Below are 16,730 nucleotides of genomic sequence, written 5' to 3' on the forward strand. Positions count from 1 at the left end.
TCGAACAGCCCATCGCCACCACTCATACCGAGATCATCCCGCATGAATGATCACGAACCGCAGACGGGTTGCCGGTTACTGAGACACGCTCCTAGCCATTGCTGGGGGCGTAGTTGTGAAGCGCGCGTGTCCGCCCTGCCGTGAAGGAATCTCCCATGGCCCAGTCCACAGCCTTGCCTGTCATCGACGTCTCCCGCTTCCGCGCCCCGGACGCGGACCGTGACGCTTTCCTCGCCGAACTCCGCTCCGCCGCCCACGAGGTGGGCTTCTTCTACGTATCAGGGCACGGTGTGTCAGCGGCACTGCGGGAAGAGGTGCTGAGCGCGGCCCGCCGCTTCTTCGCGCTGCCGGAGGAGCAGCGGCTGGAGATCGAGAACCTCAACTCACCGCAGTTCCGCGGCTATACGCGCACCGGCACCGAATACACGGGGGGCAGCGCCGACTGGCGCGAGCAGATCGACATCGGCCCGGAGCGGGCGGCGCTCGAGACCGGCCCGGACGATCCCGACTATCTGCGCCTGATCGGCCCCAACCAATGGCCCTCCGCACTACCGGAGCTGCGGGACATCGTGCTGCGCTGGCAGGCGGAGGCGCTGCGGGTGAGTCGTGAGGTGCTGCGGGCGCTCGCCGCGGCGCTCGGGCAGGACGAGGGCTACTTCGACCAGTGGTTCGACGGCGAGGCGGCCGTGCACGTGAAGATCGTGCACTATCCGCCGCGCGTCGCCGAGGACGCAGACCAGGGCGTGGGTGCGCACAAGGACTACGGCTATCTCGCGCTGTTGCAGCAGGACGAGGTCGGCGGGCTCCAGGTGCAGCGCGAGGACGGCGAGTGGATCGACGCGGTACCCGTGCCCGGCGCGTTCGTGTTCAACATCGGTGAGATGCTGGAGATCGCGACCCAGGGCTATCTGAAGGCCACTCAGCACCGGGTGGTCAGTCCGCAGCCGGGTGTTCACCGTTACTCGATCCCCTTCTTCCTCGGCCCGCGCCTGGACGCGGTTGTCAGGCCGCTGCAACTTCCCCCGGAGCTGGCGGCGTTGAGCCGTGGAGTGACCGACGACCCGGACAACCCGCTGCTCGCGGCCTTCGGGGAGAACGCGGTCGTCGGCTGGCTCCGCTCGCATCCGCGGGTCGCCGAGCGCTGGTGGTCCGAGGCCCTGGTGAAGCGGGAGGCCGAGAACCTATGAGCAACTGGGCCTTCGAGACCCGTCAGGTGCATGCCGGTGCCGTTCCGGACCCCGCGACGGGCGCCCGGGCGGTGCCGATCCACCAGGCCACCAGCTACGTCTTCCGGGACGTCGCGCACGCCGCCGCGGCCTTCGAACTGTCCGACCTGACCACCCACGCCTACACCCGGCTGTCGAACCCCACCACCTCGGTGGCCGAGGAGCGCATCGCCGCGCTGGAGGGCGGGTCGGCCGCGGTCGCCGTGGCCAGCGGCCAGGCCGCGACGAGCCTCGCCCTGCTCAACCTGGCTCGCGCGGGCGATCACATCGTCGCTTCGTCGTCCCTGTACGGCGGCACCCGCACCCTGCTGGAGCACACCTTCGCCGACTTCGGCATCGATGTCACCTTCGTCGACGACCCGGACGACCTGGGCGCCTGGCACACGGCCGTACGTCCCACCACGAAGGCGTTCTTGGGTGAGACCATCGGCAACCCACGCGGCAACATCCTCGACAACGAGGTGGTGGCCCGCATCGCCCACGAGGTCGGCGTGCCGCTCGTCGTCGACAACACCGTGCTCACGCCCTACCTGCTGCGCCCGTTCGAGCACGGCGCCGACATCGTCGTGCACTCCACCACCAAGTTCCTGTCCGGCCACGGCACCGGTATCGGCGGGGTCGTCGTGGACAGCGGGCACTTCGACTTCGGTGCCGACCCCGATCGATGGCCGGGACTGACCCGCCCCGATCCGACCTACAACAGCCTGTCCTTCTGGGACTCCTTTTCCGACCTTGGCCTTGCCTACGCGCTGCGCCTGCGCACCCGCCTGGTCCGGGATCTGGGACCGGCCGTTTCCCCCTTCAACAGCTTCCTGCTCCTGCAGGGCCTGGAGACGCTCAGCCTGCGCATCGAACGGCACGTGGCCAACGCCCAGTCGCTCGCGGAATGGCTGGAGGAACAGCCCCGGGTGACGCGAGTGCACTACGCCTCCCTGCCCTCCAGCCCGTGGCAGACGCAGGCCAAGCGGTATCTGCCGCGCGGTGCCGGAGCGGTCCTCGCCTTCGAACTTGTGGGTGGCCTGGAGGCGGGCCGGCGATTCGTCGAAGGCGTCCGGCTGTTCAGCCATCTCGCGAACATCGGCGACGTACGCAGCCTCGTCATCCATCCCGCCTCCACCACCCACGCCCAACTGGACGCCGGTCAGCAGGCCGCAGCTGGTGTCACCCCCGGCCTGGTGCGGCTGTCGGTCGGGATCGAGGGTATCGACGACCTGATCGCCGACCTCGACGCAGGGCTGAGAGCCGCCGTCGTATGAACCCCGTCGCCAGCACCCGAGGAGCACGATCCGCCATGCGCCGCAGCACCGCCCTCCGGCTCGCCGCCAGCTCAGTCCTCGCCGGCCTGGCCGCGACCGCCTGTGGCACCGGCGCGGCCGACGACCCGGCGAACGCAGGGCCGAGCAGCCTGGACGCCTTCGCCGAGCGCGTCATCCCCGGGTTGCGGCGCCGCAGCCTGTTCCGCACCCACTACACGCGCCGCACACTGCGCGATCACCTGGGCCTGCCGCAGTCGTCCCGGCGGGCGTAGTGCTCCCGGGAGAAGACCGCGCCGCACGGCGGGTGCTGCTGGTGTGCATGGCGGCGGGCGGGACGACCCTGCTGGACCAGGCTGTGCTCAACATCGCGATCCCCAGCATGCGCCAGTCGCTCGGGGCCACCGGGGCGGACGTCCAGTGGATCGTGGCCGGGTACTCGCTGGCCTTCGGCCTGGCCCTCGTCCCCGGTGGCAGCCTCGGTGACCTGCACGGGCGCAAGCGGCTCTTCATGGCCGGGGTGGCGGTCTTCCTCCTTGCCGGGGTGACGGCCGCGACCGGAGGTGAGCCGGAGACCCTGATCGGTGCCCGGCTGGTCCAGGGTGCTGCGGCCGGGCTCGTCAACTCGCAGGTGATCGGCACCATTCAGGACGTCTTCCACGGTCCGGCCCGCGGGCGTGCGCTTGGCCTGTACGCGGTCACCGGCGGCGTGGCCACGGCCCTCGGCCCGCCACTCGGCGGTGCGCTCGTCGCCGGACTCGGCCCCGAGGCGGGCTGGCGGTGCTGCCTGTTGATGAGCACTCCGTGCGCCGTACTCACCCTGACCCTCGCGGCCCGCCTGCTGCCTCCGCCCAGGCGCACCGCCCGCAACTCCCGGCTGGACGTCCTCGGCCTCGGTCTGCTCTGCGGCTGCACGCTGACGCTGATGGTGCCCTTCATCCGCACCCCGGACGGCGGGGGAGAAACACTGCTGTGGGGCACCGCGGTGGGCGTGCTGGCAGCCGTCTTCGCCGTGCACCAGCGCCTGCGGGTGCGGCGGGGTCGTCAGCCACTGGTGCACCCCGCGCTGACCTCGTCGAAGCCGTACATGCTGGGCACAGCCGTCGCCATGGCCCAGTTCGGCTCCTCACTGGCCGCGTTCCTCGTACTCACCGTCTTCCTGCAAAGCGGCCTCGGTCTGTCCGCTCTGCTCACGGCGGCGGTCACCCTCCCCGGGGCGGTCGGGATGGGCATCTCCTCGGCCCTCGCCTGGCGGCTCGTGCGACGGATCGGACCGCGTACGGTGACCGTCGGGCTGACCCTGGGCATCGGTGCCGCCCTGACGGGAGCGGCAGTCGCGCTCTACGCGCCGACGGAGGCGCTGCCGATGGCACTGGCCGGGACGCAGCTGATGTCCGCCACCGCCGGAGGGCTCACCGTCTCGCCCAACCAGACCCAGGTGCTGCAGCATGCTCCGGCCGAGGCCGCGGGAGTGGGCGGCGGCGTCCTGCAGATGGCCCAGCGCATCGCGGCGGCCATCTGCCTCAGCGCCGTCCCGGCGGTCTATCTGCACGCCGCTTCCGGTCCCCCGGGAGACGGTCAACCTCGGACCGGGTACGCGCTGGCCTCCTGTGTCTGCGCGGGCCTGCTCGCCGTTGCCCTGCTGCTGTCCTCGAAGCGCCGCCCCGTCCCGCCGTCTCGCCTGTCCGCACCACCGTCGGCGCACCACGCCGGCGCGGTTCCCCGCTCCAAGGAATCGACCTGATCCCCCGCGACGCGGGTGCCACACCTCGCCCTCTTCATGCCTCAGCGGCTCTCTCACCCCTACTGAAACCGGAGGAGATCACATGAGTTCGACCAGAACGCGGCCCGCCCTCGTAGTCCTGGGTGCGGCGGCGCTGTTGACCGCGTCCGTCGCCGTTCCACAGGCCGCGGCGGCCGGCCGTACGTCCACGTCCCTCGCCTGGTACGACGCCACCGCCGAAACCATCGCGGCGGCCGGGGCATCCACCCAGATCACCAACAGCCGCACGTGGGCCATCAGTTGGCTCGCCGCCGCCAGGGCCACCCGGAGCGTGCCCACGGGCGTCGAGCGCGGCGTGTATCAGGAGGCGGCGCTCGCCGGGGCCGTACACCGTGCGCTGGTGACGCTGGTCCCAAGCCGTGCGGAGCAGCTCGACGCGACGTACAAGGCGACCCTCGACGCGATCCCCGATGGCCCCGCTGAGGAGCGGGGTGTCGCAGCGGGGGAGAAGCAAGCCGATCTTGTCCTGAAGTCGAGGGAGGGCGACGGCCTGGATCCCGCCTCGGTCAACGCGCCCTATCCCGTGAAGCCCGCGGCGCCGGGCGTCTGGCAGCCGACGCCGCCCGACTACGCACCGGCGGCCCAGTACGGCAACCGTCTCGCCAAGCCGTTCCTGCTCAGAACGCAGAGCCAGTTCCGGCTCGGCCCGCCGCCCGCCCTCGACTCCAGGCGCTACGCAGCCGACCTCGCGGAGGTGCGGGCGTACGGTGCCGCGGACAGCGCGGTGCGCAGCGCCCAACAGACCGAGACCGCCACCTTCTGGCTGGGCTCCTCCCTCACCCTCTACACCGAGCCGCTGCGGGTGGCGCTCTCGCGCGCGGACCAGGGGATCGCCGGGCAGGCGCGGCTGGTCGCGCTCTTCCACGTGGCGCTGGTGGACACACAGATCGCCACCTCCGACAGCAAGTACACCTACGAACGCTGGCGTCCCGTCACCGCGATCCGCACCGGCACCATCGTCCCTGACCCGGACTGGACGCCGCTGCACACCACCCCCGCTCACCCGGACTACCCCAGCGGCCACAACACCTACGCGGGCGCCGCACAGACCGTGCTGTCGGCGCTGGTCGGGCCGCGTACCGCCCCGTTCGACCTGACCAGCCCCACCGCGCCCGGGGTGACGAGGACGTACACCGCCTGGAAGCAGCTCTCGGACGAGAACGTGGACGCTCGGGTCTTCTCCGGCATCCACACCCGGTCGGCCGACCAGGCGGGGATCACGCTTGGCACGAACGTTGCACGGTACGTCCTGCAGAACGCGGGACGGCTCCTCGCCCCACGCTGACCCTCCGAGCGCTCACCGGCAGCGCGGCGCCCAATCCGTTGCTGACAAAACGCAGGCGATGACCGTACCGAGGCCCCGCCGTCGTGTGGGGCCTCGGTGGGCCGGCCTCATTCGAACGCCGCCGCGTCGCGCAGCGCCTGGGCCGCATGGCCCCACCCCGGCGCACCGCCCGCAACTCCCGGCTGACGTTCTCGGCCTCGGCCCGATCTGCGGCCGCCCGCTGACGCTCACCGGGGTGGCTGTCTGCAGGGCCCGCTGTTCGGGCGTGGCCACCGGGGGGATCGAGCAGAGTGCGCAGCCCGGGGAAGACAACGAAGCACCGCTGCTGATCGAGGGAAACGGGCCGAGCGTGGACGACCGGCGGCGCTGCCGCACAGGAGGCTTGCCCTTGACGCACACGTCAGAGGCAAGCAATGCGGCCTGTGCGGTCTCCACGACCAGGCGGAGGCGTTCTCCGTGTCCGCAATGCAAGACCTGTCCGGAAAGTTATTGACCGACGTGGTGGACCTCTGCTGAACTCCCGTCTTATGAACCCGCGCGTGGATCTCACTCGGCGGCGCCACATCGACTTGGCGCACGTCTCCAGCGCGTTTTGTTGTCGCTGACGCGGCAAGGGATCGTCGTATCCACCTCCTGAGGGCTCCCCTCTCCTCTCATCTCCTTCTCGTATGAGCCGGGGCCTGTTCGCGCACGCCGACGCGGCCGCTGAGAACGCGGCTGTAGCGGTCATGCGACCACGCGCCTTCTGCGACCACGCGTCCTCTCTCCGGCCGACCCAGTCCGGTATTCCGCGTGGTCGATCAGTCCTGCGCAGTACCCAACCCCCTTCACCCGACTCCCCGTTCTCCAGCAGCCCTTGGCGTGCCCATCTGCCCGGGAGGGATCCCCTCATGCCTCCGTCCATCCGAAAGCTCACCGGCCGCATCGGCGCGGTCGTCGACGGCGTCGACCTCGCGGCGCCACCCGACCTCTCGACAGTCACGACGCTCCGAGACGCCCTCAACGAGCACAAGGCGATCGTGTTCGACGACGTGCAGCTCGACAACGCCGGTCAGGAGCGTGTGGCCGGGTGGTTCGGCGAACTCACCACCGCCCATCCGAACGTGCCGGCCGCCGACGGCACGACGAATGTCCTCGCCGTCGACAGCGCGACGTCCAAGGCCAACGAGTGGCACACGGACGTCACCTTCGTGGTCAACCCGCCGCAGCTCACCACGCTCCGGTCCATCGTGACCACGCCCTACGGCGGCCAGACGCTCATCGCCAACGCTGCTGCGGCCTACCGCGACCTGCCCGAACCGCTGCGCACCCTCGCGGACACGCTGCGCGTCGTGCACACCAACCAGTACGACTACGCCCGCCCCGCAGCCACGACGGCGCAGCGACAGGAGTACGACCGGGCCTTCGTCTCGACGCCCTACGAGGCTGAGCACCCGGTCGTGCGAGTCCATCCGCTCACTGGCGAACGCGGGCTGTTCATCGGCGGGTTCGCCAAGCGGATCGTCGGCCTGTCGAGCAGCGACTCGGCAGATCTGCTGCGCATCCTCCAGTCGTATGTGACCCGTCCGGAGAACATCCTGAGCTGGACCTGGTCCCCGAACCAGCTGCTGATCTTCGACAATCGGATCACCCAGCACTACGCGGTGGACAACTACGACGACCACCCGCGCCGCCTCAACCGGGTGACGATCGCAGGAGAGGTACCGACCGGTGTCGACGGCCGCCGCAGCGAGCAACTGATCGGCGATGCCTCGCACTACAGCAGCGTGCTGGCGGTGGCGGCATGACCGAGCTCAGCCTCAAGGCGCCGGCCGTCACCAAGGGCTCGGACGTCGAGACGACGAACGTGCGGGAACGCGAGGTGTTCCTGCCGCGCGACGCCCGCCGCCGGACGTTGCTCAGCACACTCCGCGAACGCCTGCGCTGGCCGCTGGGCATCTACACGACACCGGTCGCGATCCTCATCGCCTGGGAGATCCTCGCCCGGGCCGGAGTGGTGTCGAAGACCTACGCCCCCGCGCCGACCTCGATCGTGAAGTCCGCCGCCGATCTTTGGCAACAGGGCGTCCTCGGGCCGGACTTGGCCATCTCGCTGCAGCGGGCCGGCATCGGTCTCGCGATCGGTCTGACGGTGGGCATCGTCAGCGGGGTGCTCGGCGGGCTGCTACGCAGCGGTGAGTACCTGTTCAACGGCTTGGTACAGGTGCTGAACACGATCCCCCTCCTCGCGGTGCTGCCGCTGATGATCGTGTGGTTCGGTATCGACGAGCTCACGAAGGTGCTGCTGATCTCCTTCGGCGCCGGTGTCCCGATGTATCTCAACCTGTTCGCCGCGATCCGGGGTGTCGACCAGCGGCTGATCGAAATGGCGCGCACGACGGGCGCGGGCACCTGGCGCCTGGTGACGCGCGTGCTGGTGCCCGGGGCCCTGCCGGGGTTCCTGGTGGGCCTCCGGTTCTCCCTCGCGTACAGCGTCCTGGGCCTGGTCGCCGCCGAAACGGTCAACGCGGACAAGGGACTTGGCTTCCTCATCACTCAGGGGCAGACCTATCTCCAGACCAACCAGGTCTTCGTGGGGCTGGTGATCTACTCGCTCCTCGGTCTGCTCGCCGACCAGTTCGTCAGGGCTCTCGAGCGGGTGCTGCTGCGGTGGCGCCCCAGTTATGAGGCGTCATGAGCAACACGATCGCGACGGAGCCCCGTCGGCAGACCGGGGTCGTCGTCGAGCAGGTGGTCCGACGGTTCGGTGACCGAGTGGTGCTCGACCATCTCGACCTCACCATCGCCGAGGAGGAGTTGGTGATCCTGCTCGGTCCTTCGGGCTGCGGCAAGAGCACCCTGCTGCGGCTGCTCGCCGGACTGGACCGGCCCGACGGCGGGCGCGTGGAGGTCCCGGCCCGGCGCGCGATCGTCTTCCAGGCCGACCGGCTGCTGCCCTGGCAGCGGGTCCTGCGCAACGTCACGCTCGGCCTGCACGCGGCAGACGCGGAACAGCGGGCCCGCGACGTGCTCTCCGAGGTCGGCCTCGCCGGGCGCGAGAAGGCCTGGCCCAAGGAGCTCTCCGGCGGTGAGGCCCAGCGGGTCTCACTCGCGCGGGCGCTCGTCTCTGAGCCCGAACTCGTCCTGCTCGACGAACCGTTCGCCGCCCTCGACGCGATCACCCGGCTGCGCATGCACGACCTCGTACGCGCACTGCGGACCAAGCATCAGGCCGCCATGCTGCTCGTCACCCACGACGTCGACGAGGCGATAGCCCTGGCGGACCGCATCGTCGTCATGAGCAACGGCCGCATCGGCACATCGCACGAGGTGCACCTCACCGCCGCGGACCGCGAGGCGAGCGTCGCCCGCGAGGAACTCCGCGCCCGGCTCCTTGAAGACCTCGGCCTCGCCGGCCGGCACTGACCTGCTCGAACACCCTCACCCAGCACAGAAAGCACGACAACCCCATGCGAAAGAGAACCACGAGACTCATCGGCGCAGTCGGCTCGCTCGCTCTGGCGAGCACCCTCGTTGCCTGCGGAGGATCGTCGTCGGACACCGCCGCGCCGCTGAGCAACGCCGTCGACGCGAGTGACGCCAAGCACCCCGAGTGGAGCAAGTACACCTTCACGATCGGCGACAACGGCGGTGACGGCAGCCAGGAACTGGCGAAGGTCACCGGCGTGTTCGACAACGCGCCCTACAAGGTGAAGTTCGCCCGCTTCACCTACGGTCCGCCGCTCGTGCAGGCCGCCGCCTCGGGCGACATCGACCTGGGCAGCGTCGGCGACGTACCGCCGATCACCGGCGCGGCGAAGGAGTACGGTTTCAAGGTCGTCGCCGTCAACCGCTCGCTCACCCCCGACCAGGCGGTGGAGAACATCATCGTGCCCAAGGGCTCGAAGCTGAAGACGGCCGCCGACCTCAAGGGCAAGAAGATCGCCGTCCCGCAGGGCAGTTCGGCCCACGGTCTGGCCCTGAACGCGCTGAAGAGCGTCGGTCTCACCCCCAAGGACGTGAAGCTGGTCTTCCTCGATCCGGCGGCCGGTGCCACGGCGTTCAACACCGGGAAGGTGGACGCCTGGTCGATCTGGAACCCGCAGTCGGCGATCGCGGTCAAGAACGGCGCGCGGATCCTGGTGAAGGGTCTCCCGCCGATCGACCAGACGAGCAGTTACTACGTTGCGAGCGACACGTCACTGAAGGACAAGACCAAGCGTGCGGCTCTGACGGACGTCCTGAAGAGGCTGTCGCGAGAGTTCGCCTGGGCGGTCAAGAACCCCGACAAATACGCGCAGGCGCTGTCGAAGGAGCAGGGCATCCCGCTGGCCGACGCCAAGGCGTCCCTGGCCGCCTACTCGAACCGGGTGACTCCGGTGGAGCAGTCGGACATCGAGCTGGAGCAGAAGCTCGCCGACGCCTTCCTGGAGGCGGGGCAGATCGCCAAGAAGGTCGACGTCCCGTCGATCGTCGACAACCTTCTGCCGGCCGACTACGACAGCTCCAAGCTCAAGGTCACCTCATGAGCGCGGGACGGAGGAGGCTCCACCTCAACGCCTTCCTCATGGAGGCGGGCCACCACGAGGCGGCGTGGCGGCTCCCGCACAGCAATCCCCGGGCGGACTTCGACCTGCGGCACTGGATCGAGCTGGCACAGCTCGCAGAGAGCGCCAAGTTCGACTCGCTGTTCCTCGCGGACGGCCCGGCCCTCATCGGCACCGGCGAGTTCCGCCCGCCCGGCCAGCTCGAGCCGCTGACGCTGCTGACTGCGCTGTCCCAGGCGACCAGCAGGATCGGCCTCATCGCGACCGTGTCGTCGACGTACAACGAGCCGTACAACCTCGCCCGCAGGCTCGCGTCCGTCGACCACGTCAGCGGTGGCCGCGCCGGCTGGAACATCGTCACCTCGGCAGGGGCCGACGAGGCCGCCAACTTCGGCCTCGACGACCGCCCTGGCCACGCCGAACGCTACGCCCGCGCCGACGAGTTCCTGAAGGTCGCCAAGGCGCTGTGGGACAGCTGGGAGTCCGAGGCCGTCGTCGCGGACAGGTCCACGGGCCGCTACGCCGACCCCGGGCGCCTCCACCGGCTCGGCCACCAGGGCAGGTACTTCAAGGTGGCCGGCCCGCTCAACGTCGAACGTCCGCCGCAGGGCTACCCGCTGCTCGTCCAGGCCGGCTCCTCCGAGGACGGCAAGGACTTCGCGGCCCGCCACGCCGAGGCCGTCTTCACCGCCCACACGACGTACGAGCGCGCCGCCGCCTTCTACGCCGACATCAAGGAACGCACCAGGGCCGCGGGGCGCGACCCGGACGGCGTCATCGTGCTGCCCGGCATCGTCCCGTACATCGGCTCGACCGAGGAGGATGCCCGGGCGCTTGCGCGGCAGTTCGACGAGCTGCGCGTCCCAGAGTACGGGCTGCGTCAGCTGGCCGCGGTGTTCGAGACCGAGCCGTCGGCCTTCGAACTCGACCAGCCGCTGCCGGAGTTCATCCTGGCGAGACCGAAGCTGGAGGGCTCGCAGAGCCGTTCCGACCTGATCATCGATCTCGCGGTGCGCGAGCAGCTCACGGTCCGGCAGATCATCTCTCGGCTCGGGGGCGGACGCGGCCACTTCGAGTTCGTCGGCACACCCGAGCAGGTGGCGGACACGATCATCGCCTGGTTCGAGGGCGGTGCGGCAGACGGGTTCAACATCATGGCCCCCGCGCTGCCGTCGGGCCTGGCGGCCTTCGTCGAGCACGTGCTGCCGATCCTGCGCGGCAAGGGGTTGTTCCGCGAGGAGTACGAAGGCACCACCCTGCGTGAGCACTACGGGCTCCCGGTGCCCGCGAACCAGTTCCATGGCTGACCTGCTTTCCGGGCCTGATCCGCTTCCCACGGCCGGCCCGCTTCCCCTGGGGGACCCGCTCGCGACTCCCGCCGCTTCCACTTTCCGGAGCGGCGGGAGTCCGCCCGCGCTGCGGGTCGAGGGCCTGCGCAAGATGTACGAGGACGGCTTCACCGCGGTGGCTGGGCTCGACCTGGAGATACCGGATGGTGCTTTCTTCGGGCTGCTCGGCCCGAACGGCGCGGGGAAGACCACGCTCATCGGTTCGGTGTGCAACATCGTGCGCCCCAGCGCCGGCAGCCTCTCCGTCTTCGGGCACGACCACCGCAGCCGTCAGGCCCGCAGACTGCTGGGTCTGGCCGCGCAGGAGATCAACTTCGACCGGTTTCTGTCCATCCGGCAGATCCTGGTCTACCACGCGGGATATCACGGCATCGGCCGGAAGGCGGCCGCCTGGCGCGCGGACGAACTGCTCGCCCTGTTCCGTCTCGACGACAAGGCCGACGTACGTGCCTACGAACTCTCCGGCGGCATGCAACGGCGCCTCGTCCTCGCGCGGGCCCTCATGCACCGTCCCCGCCTGCTCATCCTCGACGAGCCGACGGCCGGCGTCGACGTCGAACTGCGCTCGGAGATCTGGCGGGTCGTGAAGGGCCTCAACGCGGCCGGCACCACGGTCCTGCTGACGACGCACTACCTGGAGGAGGCGGAGACCTTGTGTGACGAGATCGCGCTGCTGCGAGCGGGCCGGATCGTCGACCGCGGCTCCGCCGCCTCGCTGCGGGAGCGGTACGCGGCCCGGGACATCTCGGAGGTCTACGAACGGGTGATCACGGCGGAGGAGATGGCCTCGTGAGCAGCACCGAAACGCCGGCCCTCCCGGCGTACGACGAGTCCTTCCGGGCGGAGCGCTCACCGTTTCTGTGGTTCCTGGAGCGCGAGGTCCTGCGTTTCCTCAGGATCTGGCGCTACAGCGTCGTCGGTCCGGTGCTGTCGACGGTGCTGTTCGTCGTGGTTTTCGGATCGGCTCTCGGCTCGCACGTCGACACGATCGACGGTGTCGGCTACGGCAGCTTCATCCTGCCCGGCCTCTTCGCCCAGGCGATCGTCAACGTCGGCTTCTTCAACGGGACGACCAGCCTGTTCGAGGCCCGCCGGGACCAGTACATCAACGACGTGTTCGCGAGCCCGCTCAGGTGGTGGGAGATCAACGCGGCACTGGTGGGCGCTGGCGTCGCCCGAGGCGTCGTCGTGGGCGCGGGCGTCCTGGCGGTGGCCGTGCCGCTCACCCACGGCGGCACCCCGGCCCGCCCCGTCGTCCTGCTGTTCGGCACGCTCGGAGTGCTCCTGGTCGCCGCGCAGGTCGGCGTGATCGCGGGCGGTCACGCCAAGTCCCTCGACCATGTCTACTCCATGGAGTCGATCATCCTGCTGCCGCTGGGCTTCCTCGGCGGCGTCTTCTACTCGGTCCGTCAACTGCCGCCGTTCTGGAAGTACGTGAGCCACCTCGACCCCGTCTTCTGGCTGGTCCAGGTCGAACGGATCGGGTTCCTCGGCAAAGGCGACGTCAGCGCCGGCTGGGCCCTTGCCGTGGTCTGGGGCCTGGCGGCGACGCTGACGGCCTGGTCGTCCGCGATGTTCGCCACCGGCCGACTCAAACCCTGAATCCCATACGGGAAGGAACACATCATGGCGAGCACCGAACCCGAACAGGCTCTGTCCACCGACGTGTTGGTGATCGGCGGCGGCCCCGCGGGCACCTGGGCCGCGATCAAGGCCGCTCAGGGGGGAGCCGACGTTGTGCTGGCCGACAAGGGATACACGGGCGCGAGCGGAGCGACCGCATCCGTCGGCACCGGCATCTGGTACGTGGACGACGTCCCCGAACTGCGCGAGGCCGCCATGGCGAGCCGGGAGGCACTCGGCGGATTCCTCGCCGACCGGGACTGGATGGCGCGCGTGCTTGACGAGACGCACGCGCGCATGGACGAACTGGCCCGCATCCAGCGCTACCCCTTCCCCGTCGACGCCGACGGTCGTCAACTGCGCGGCGACCTCCAAGGGCCGGAGTACATGCGGCGGCAGCGCACCCGGGTGCGGCGGCTCGGCGTCCGCATCCTCGACCACACCCCGGCGCTGGAGCTTTTGACCGACGCCGACGGCATCGTCTCGGGGGCGCGGGCGCTGGACCGTACGACCGGTGAGACCGTCCGCATCGAGGCCGGGGCGGTGGTACTCGCCGCCGGGGGATGCGCGTTCCAGTCCAAGACGCTCGGCTGCGACGTCAACACCGGGGACGGCGCGCTGCTGGCCGTCGAGGCGGGGGCGCGGCTGTCCGGGATGGAGTTCTCCAACGCCTACGCCATCGCCCCCCAGGGCACGTCACTGACCAAGACCGCCTACTACTCGTGGGCGACCTTCTACCGCGCCGACGGCTCGGTCCTCGACGGCGCGGGCAGCACCCGCGGCCGGTCGGTGATCGCCAAAACCCTGCTCACGGAACCGGTCTACGCCCGCTTCGACAAGGCCACACCGGACGAGCAGCGGGCGATGCGCAAGGGCCAGCCGAACACCTTCCTGGTCTTCGACCGGCTGGGCATCGACCCCTTCACCGACCTGTTCGAGATCACCCTGCTCGCCGAGGGCACGGTGCGCGGGACCGGCGGTGTCCGCATCGCCGGCCACGACTGCTCCACCGACGTCCCCGGCCTGTACGCGGCCGGCGACACCGCGACCCGCGAGCTGATCTGCGGCGGCTTCACAGGCGGCGGCAGCCACAACGCCGCGTGGGCGGCGTCCTCGGGCAGCTGGGCGGGCCGGGGCGCCGCCACGTTCGCCGCCGGGCGCGGCCGTCCGGGCCGCGCCGTGCGCCCAGTGGGGACGGCGGGCCTGCGCCCCACCGGCGCGGTGAACGTCGGCCACCGCGAGGTCGTCACCGCCGTACAACGCGAGGTCCTGCCGTACGACCGCAACTACCTGCGACACGCGGACCGTCTGGAGCCGGCGCTGCGTTCGCTGCACGAGACGTGGTCCGCGGTCCGTGAAGGGCTCGGAGCGAGCGGCGAGGCGCTGTTCCGGGCCAGGGAAGCGGCCGCGATGGTGGCCCACGGCCGCTGGATGTACCACGCGGCGCTGCAGCGCACCGAGTCGCGCGGTATGCACAAGCGGGCCGACCGGCCGGCGCAGGACCCGGCCCAGCACCACCGGCTGCTCACCGGTGGGCTGGACGAGGTCTGGAGCCGCCCGGAGGCGGTGCAACGGCAACTGGTCGCGAGCGGAGGCCGAGCCGCATGATCGAGATCGTCGACCCGGATCGCTGCGTTGCCTGCGACCGGTGCATCGAGGTGTGCCCGACGCGCGTCTTCGATCGCGGCGCTGACGGCGTTCCGGTGATCGCGCGCCAGGACAGCTGCCAGACCTGCTTCCAGTGCGAGGCTTACTGCCCGACCGACGCGCTGTTCGTCGCCCCACTGGTGACCGCGGTCGCTCCCGGCTCGCGTTTCCGTGATGTGACAGAGCTCGAGGACTCCGGTCTGCTCGGCGGATACCGGCGTGAGCTCGGCTGGGGCAGGGGAAGGACGCTCGGCGCCCGCACCGCGGTCGGACCGGAGTATCCGGACTGACCAGGGCCTGGATCGTCGCAGGATCCAGGCCCAGACTCCTGTACCCGGCCGAGGACGCCGGACACCGACCACGAAGAACGACTTGTCGCACGCCGCTCAGATGCTCCGCAAACGGGGACAGGGGATCGCAGGTTCACAACCTGTCGTCCCGATGATGTCCCGACGGTGCGAGGAGTCTTCGCGGGCGAGAGTCTGCGGGCCCTCTCGTCTGGGCCTTCTGCGGTGAGCACGCAGCCCGTCGGCACGTCACCCACGCCGACTCGACACCGTCGCCGCGTCCCGACGGTTGCAGTGGGAAACGTGTGGTGACCGTGTCGAGGCGGGCCGCCGTCCCATCGGGGCGTCCGCGATGCGGGACGGCCCTCTTGACGCCGATGCCGGTCGGATCGACACTCACTGAGGGAATCCTAGTGAATAGGTAGGGAAAACATGAGGCGCCTGGAGCCGGTCACCGCACGCGTGAGCCGTTCGCCTCTTCTGACCTCCCGCCGTCACATCGATCTGCTGCGCGTCTGCAGCGCTATCAACCCCCAGGACTGAGCCGCGCCCATCCCGCACCGGAGACGCCCTCGGGCGTCGTGCCGTCCGGTGCGTACGGGAGAGCTCCGCTCCCTCACCCGACGTCGCTTCCGCCGCGCGTACGCCCGCGCCCGCTCCCGGGGAGAGTCATGACTGTCACACCGCTGGCCGCCCACGCCGCCGACCGACCCGCGCCCGCCTTCCGGGGCCGGATCGGCCGGGACGCGCGCAGCGGCCACTACGCCGTTCCGGGCCGCTACCGCCTCCATCTGTCGACCGCCTGTCCCGGCGGCCTGCGCATCGCCGTCACCCACAGCCTGCTCGGCCTGGACACCGTCTGTCCGGCCACCTACCTGCCCGCGCTCCCCGACTGCCCCGAGGGCGGCCACTCCGTCCTGCGTCCGTTGTACGAGGCCAGCGCCCACCGGTACCCCGGTCCGGCCGTCGCGCCGGTGCTCAGCGACGACTGGTCCGGGCGGATCGTCAGCACCCATGCCCCTGACATCATGCGCGACCTCGGCCGCCGGTTTGGCGGTGACCGTCTCTCGCTCTACCCGTGCGGCGCGGAGTCGGAGATCGAGGCGGTCGAGCGGATGTGCGCTCAGGGCATCGAACAGGCCGCGCAGCGCGCCGGATCGGCCGGTGGCGAGCCGTTGGAACGTGACACGGCACTTGGCATGCTGCTCGAAACGCTTGGGGCCCTGGAACGCTGGCTCGAAGGACGCACGTACCTGATCCGCGACGAAATCACCGCCGCCGACGTCGAGTTGTGGGTCGCCCTGGTCCAGCTCGACACCGTCCACCGCAACCACCTCGACGCCTCAGCCGTCCAACGCATTGCCGACCACCCGACCCTGTGGGCCTACGCCCGCCGGCTCGCCGCCCACCCTGCCTTCGGCGGCCACCTCGACCTCGACGGCATCGAACGCCGCCACCACGCCCGCTGCCAGGGCCTGGAGGCCGCCGGAGCAGCCGTCCAGATCCTGGACTGGGCGGCCCACACCACCCGTTAGCCGTTCCACCTGGTGGACCGGCGTTGACATTCGTTCGGGCAGTTGTCTTAACTACGGCCCAGAACGGTCATGAGTGTCAGCGACAAGCCCTGGCTTGCTGACCGGCAACCCTCGCGCCGCGGTGGGGTGCCCCAGGTGACGACCGGACCGAAGATGTTTCGGTAAGCGCGAGGCCCACCGGGCCGGAACAGTGATGGTGACGCCATGTACGCAGCT

Annotated in this window: 16 protein-coding genes and 1 riboswitch; all 16 genes read left to right on the forward strand. The window is 70.2% G+C overall.

Annotated features, from left to right (window positions below; translation table 11 throughout):
• The first annotated feature begins 155 nt into the window (after positions 1-155).
• Positions 156-1,187 (forward strand): isopenicillin N synthase family dioxygenase, encoded by a 1,032-nt coding sequence (locus ACFYX0_RS35365; protein WP_388976727.1) that lies wholly within the window; start codon positions 156-158, stop codon positions 1,185-1,187.
• Entirely contained in the window at positions 1,184-2,482 is a 1,299-nt protein-coding gene (locus ACFYX0_RS35370; RefSeq protein WP_388976730.1) for an O-acetylhomoserine aminocarboxypropyltransferase/cysteine synthase family protein, read from the forward strand. Before ACFYX0_RS35365 ends, ACFYX0_RS35370 begins: the two co-directional genes overlap by 4 nt.
• A 35-nt stretch (positions 2,483-2,517) precedes the next feature.
• Positions 2,518-2,754 carry a hypothetical protein gene (locus ACFYX0_RS35375; protein WP_388976733.1) on the forward strand — a complete coding sequence of 79 codons (237 nt, stop codon included), beginning with the start codon at positions 2,518-2,520 and terminating at the stop codon, positions 2,752-2,754.
• Positions 2,754-4,223: an MFS transporter gene (locus ACFYX0_RS35380; RefSeq protein ID WP_388976736.1), complete on the forward strand. Its 1,470-nt coding sequence runs from the start codon at positions 2,754-2,756 to the stop codon at positions 4,221-4,223. The genes ACFYX0_RS35375 and ACFYX0_RS35380 overlap by 1 nt, the downstream gene beginning before the upstream one ends.
• An 82-nt stretch (positions 4,224-4,305) precedes the next feature.
• A complete protein-coding gene (locus tag ACFYX0_RS35385; protein ID WP_388976739.1) occupies positions 4,306-5,547 on the forward strand; it encodes a vanadium-dependent haloperoxidase in 1,242 nt (413 codons plus the stop codon).
• A gap of 890 nt (positions 5,548-6,437) precedes the next feature.
• Positions 6,438-7,334 (forward strand): TauD/TfdA dioxygenase family protein, encoded by an 897-nt coding sequence (locus tag ACFYX0_RS35390; RefSeq protein WP_388976741.1) that lies wholly within the window; start codon positions 6,438-6,440, stop codon positions 7,332-7,334.
• Positions 7,331-8,224 (forward strand): ABC transporter permease, encoded by an 894-nt coding sequence (locus ACFYX0_RS35395; RefSeq protein WP_388976744.1) that lies wholly within the window; start codon positions 7,331-7,333, stop codon positions 8,222-8,224. Before ACFYX0_RS35390 ends, ACFYX0_RS35395 begins: the two co-directional genes overlap by 4 nt.
• Entirely contained in the window at positions 8,221-8,952 is a 732-nt protein-coding gene (locus tag ACFYX0_RS35400) for an ABC transporter ATP-binding protein (RefSeq protein WP_388976747.1), read from the forward strand. Before ACFYX0_RS35395 ends, ACFYX0_RS35400 begins: the two co-directional genes overlap by 4 nt.
• A gap of 44 nt (positions 8,953-8,996) precedes the next feature.
• Positions 8,997-10,055 carry an aliphatic sulfonate ABC transporter substrate-binding protein gene (locus ACFYX0_RS35405; RefSeq protein ID WP_388976750.1) on the forward strand — a complete coding sequence of 353 codons (1,059 nt, stop codon included), beginning with the start codon at positions 8,997-8,999 and terminating at the stop codon, positions 10,053-10,055.
• A complete protein-coding gene (locus ACFYX0_RS35410) occupies positions 10,052-11,380 on the forward strand; it encodes an LLM class flavin-dependent oxidoreductase (RefSeq protein ID WP_388976753.1) in 1,329 nt (442 codons plus the stop codon). Before ACFYX0_RS35405 ends, ACFYX0_RS35410 begins: the two co-directional genes overlap by 4 nt.
• Positions 11,373-12,215 (forward strand): ABC transporter ATP-binding protein, encoded by an 843-nt coding sequence (locus ACFYX0_RS35415; protein WP_388976756.1) that lies wholly within the window; start codon positions 11,373-11,375, stop codon positions 12,213-12,215. Before ACFYX0_RS35410 ends, ACFYX0_RS35415 begins: the two co-directional genes overlap by 8 nt.
• Positions 12,212-13,024: an ABC transporter permease gene (locus tag ACFYX0_RS35420; protein ID WP_388976759.1), complete on the forward strand. Its 813-nt coding sequence runs from the start codon at positions 12,212-12,214 to the stop codon at positions 13,022-13,024. Before ACFYX0_RS35415 ends, ACFYX0_RS35420 begins: the two co-directional genes overlap by 4 nt.
• A gap of 24 nt (positions 13,025-13,048) precedes the next feature.
• Positions 13,049-14,653 carry an FAD-dependent oxidoreductase gene (locus tag ACFYX0_RS35425; RefSeq protein WP_388976762.1) on the forward strand — a complete coding sequence of 535 codons (1,605 nt, stop codon included), beginning with the start codon at positions 13,049-13,051 and terminating at the stop codon, positions 14,651-14,653.
• A complete protein-coding gene (locus tag ACFYX0_RS35430; protein WP_388976765.1) occupies positions 14,650-14,982 on the forward strand; it encodes a 4Fe-4S binding protein in 333 nt (110 codons plus the stop codon). The genes ACFYX0_RS35425 and ACFYX0_RS35430 overlap by 4 nt, the downstream gene beginning before the upstream one ends.
• A gap of 429 nt (positions 14,983-15,411) precedes the next feature.
• Positions 15,412-15,522, forward strand: a complete 111-nt coding sequence (locus tag ACFYX0_RS35435) for a putative leader peptide (RefSeq protein WP_388976768.1) — start codon at positions 15,412-15,414, stop codon at positions 15,520-15,522.
• 128 nt (positions 15,523-15,650) lie between these two features.
• Positions 15,651-16,514 carry a glutathione S-transferase C-terminal domain-containing protein gene (locus ACFYX0_RS35440; RefSeq protein ID WP_388976771.1) on the forward strand — a complete coding sequence of 288 codons (864 nt, stop codon included), beginning with the start codon at positions 15,651-15,653 and terminating at the stop codon, positions 16,512-16,514.
• 65 nt (positions 16,515-16,579) lie between these two features.
• Positions 16,580-16,688: riboswitch (SAM riboswitch) on the forward strand.
• Positions 16,689-16,730 lie beyond the last annotated feature (42 nt).

Source organism: Streptomyces sp. NPDC002573, from assembly GCF_042889625.1.
GTDB lineage: Bacteria > Actinomycetota > Actinomycetes > Streptomycetales > Streptomycetaceae > Streptomyces > Streptomyces gibsoniae.